This is a genomic window from Frankia sp. CoWAU3 (genome assembly GCF_977971855.1).
Window position 1 is genome coordinate 6,552 of sequence record NZ_CDWWXB010000007.1, and the last position, 2,924, is coordinate 9,475.

The 2,924-nt window shown below is 68.8% G+C and carries 3 protein-coding genes; all 3 read left to right on the plus strand.

The genetic code is table 11. The features are described from left to right. A partial coding sequence (recA, locus tag AC08ON_RS01780; RefSeq protein ID WP_476616338.1) for a recombinase RecA occupies window positions 1-721 on the plus strand: 721 nt, incomplete at its 5' end. Window positions 722-724: 3 nt separating this feature from the next. Further along, window positions 725-1,333, plus strand: coding sequence for a recombination regulator RecX (gene recX / locus AC08ON_RS01785; RefSeq protein ID WP_476606193.1), 609 nt, complete (start codon window positions 725-727; stop codon window positions 1,331-1,333). Window positions 1,334-1,676: 343 nt separating this feature from the next. Then, window positions 1,677-2,924: Rnase Y domain-containing protein (locus AC08ON_RS01790; protein ID WP_476616339.1), on the plus strand; the 1,248-nt coding region annotated here is incomplete at its 3' end.

A 2,924-nucleotide genomic window follows, 5' to 3' on the forward strand; every position in this document is an offset into this window, starting at 1 on the left:
GCTCGGCGTCGACACCGACGGTCTGCTGGTCTCCCAGCCGGATACCGGCGAGCAGGCGTTGGAGATCGCGGACATGCTCGTCCGGTCTGGCGCGCTGGACATCATTGTCATCGACTCGGTGGCCGCGCTGGTCCCGAGGGCCGAGATCGAGGGCGAGATGGGGGACAGCCACGTCGGCCTCCAGGCCCGCCTGATGTCCCAGGCCCTGCGCAAGATGACCGCGGCGCTGGCGAACTCCGGCACGACCGCGATCTTCATCAACCAGTTGCGCGAGAAGATTGGGGTGATGTTCGGCTCCCCGGAGACCACGACCGGTGGTAAGGCACTGAAGTTCTATGCGTCGGTGCGCCTCGATGTCCGTCGTATCGAAACCCTCAAGGACGGCACGGAGGCCGTGGGTAACCGGACCCGCGTCAAGGTGGTGAAGAACAAGGTGGCGCCGCCGTTTCGGACCGCCGAATTCGACATCGTCTACGGAGGCGGTATCAGTCGGGAGGGTTCCCTGATCGACATGGGTGTCGAGCACGGCATTATTCGTAAGTCCGGTGCCTGGTACACTTACGACGGCGATCAGCTCGGCCAGGGCAAGGAGAACGCCCGGTCGTTTCTGCGGGACAACCCCGATCTGGCCAACGAGATCGAAAAGAAGATCAAGGAGAAGCTCGGCATCCTGCCCAGTCTCGAATCCGATGCCGTGGTGCCCGTTCCGGTCGATCTGTAACCGATGGCAGGAGCAGATCCGGGGAATGCCGCCGCCGGTCCGTCGTTCGCCCGGACGGCGGTCGTGGTGGACGGGGGGCCGCGGCCGAATGATCCGATCTCGGTCGCGCGGGAGATCTGTCTGCATCAGCTGGCGACCAGAGCGAGGAGCCGAGCGGAGCTTGCGGCGACCATGCGGCGACGGGGGGTCACCGATGAGATCGTCGCTGTGGTCCTCGACCGGTTGGCCGCCGTCGGTCTAATCGACGACGAGGCCTTCGCTGCCGCCTTCGTCTCCTCCGCCCGGGCCCGTCGTGGGCTGGGTAGGCAGGCCCTGGCCACAGAGCTGCGTAAGCGGGGAGTAGATCCGGAGACCGTCGAGGCCGCCATGGCGGTGGTCGGAGCGGACGACGAGGAGGAGAGCGCCCGCGAGCTCGTCCTTCGTCGGCTGCGGTCGATGGACCGCCTGCCCGAGCAGGTTCGTACCCGAAGGCTTCTCGCCATGCTGACCCGAAAGGGCTATCCGGTCGAACTGGCGGTCCGGGTCGTGAGCGAGCAGGTCGCTCAGGGGCTCGCCGACGGAGGTCGGATGGGCTGGGTGGTCGATGGCGGCGAAGACGACGGCTCGGTGTGAGTGGTGGGGAGATTGAGTCTGGGTCGTCAATGTGCCCTTATTTCTTGACCAGGGATTGTGCGAGACCTAGTCTTTCTTGAAAGGTGACAGGACTCCCGCGGCGACGCGGTCTTGATAGCTCGTCCAACTCACACGGAGGCAGCCGCTGCGCGTGGGTGCTCGAAGGCGGTATGCCCGCCGGCCGGTCGACGTTGGATTGGCCGGTTCGGGAGGCCGTCCGGGCTCCATATCGCAATGGCGTAATCCGCGTGCTGCCCCTCTACGGCTGTGATCGTGCCGAGACGAGGGTCCTTCGCCGCTCCAGCCCGCCTGTGCGGGTCCGACGGAAGCGGAGGGAGCAGCGATGGAGGGCGTCCTCGTCGTCCTGTTGTCACTCGTACTTGTCGTCCTGAGCGTTCTGATCCTCGCCGTGGCGCGGTTGGTCCGGGCGACCCGGGTCGACAAGATACCCGCCCCCGCTCCGGTGGTGCCCCGAACCCCGGCCGCCCGGGGCGCCGGGGACGTGACGGGTCCGGCGGACTTTGACGAGGAGCCGACGGTCCGCGTCCTGCCCGCCCTCCGGGAGGGTTCCGGTGCTCCGGCCACGACGGACGCCGACTCACCCGCCGATCGGGACGGCACCGCCGCGCGGACCGGGGGTTCGGCCGTGACCGCCGGTCGCTCTGACGGCGGCCTCCGCGCGGCTCATGGTGGTAGCGCGGAGGAGGCGGCGCAGATTGTGGCCCGAGCCGAACGGGAGGCGGCGGAACGGTTGGCGCGGGCTGAGCGGGATGCCGCCGAGATCCGGCGGCGCGGCGAGGAGGATGTCGCCCTACTGCGCGAGCGGATGCTCGCCGAGGCGGCGGTCGAAACCTCGCGGGTCCAGGCCGCGGCGAGAGAGTCCGTCCGCGTCGAGCAGGAGGCCGCCCGGACCGAGATCGCCGCGGCTCGGGTGGCGTTCGACGGTGAGCAGCAGGCCTGGCGGACGGAACTACAGAGCCGGGAGGCTGCGATAGCCGCCCGGGAACAGCGCGTCGAGGACCGGATGGCCAGCCTCGACGATCATGGTTGCCGGCTGGCGGACCGCGACCGCGATCTGCTCGACCGGGAGAACGACCTGACCCGTCGGACAGCCGAGGTGGCCGACCTCGAACGTGCCCGTCATGCCGCGCTGGAGCAGGTGGCCGGGCTCACCGCCGGGCAGGCCAGGGGAGAGCTGATCGCCGTCATCGAGCAGGAGGCCCGGCGGGAGGCGGCGCTGACGGTCCGCGAGATCGAGGCCCGGGCCGAGGAGGAGGGTGAGGAACGCGCCCGCAGGATCGTGACCACCGCCATCCAACGGGTCGCGTCCGACCAGACCACCGAGTCCGTCGTGACGGTCCTGCATCTTCCCGGCGATGAGATGAAGGGCAGGATCATCGGGCGGGAGGGGCGCAACATCCGGGCTTTCGAGTCCGTCACCGGGGTCAACGTGCTCATCGACGACACGCCCGAGGCGGTGCTGCTGAGCTGCTTCGATCCGGTGCGTCGCGAGGTCGGTCGCATCACGCTGGCGGCTCTGGTGTCCGACGGCCGGATCCATCCGCACCGCATCGAGGAGGAGTACGCCCGC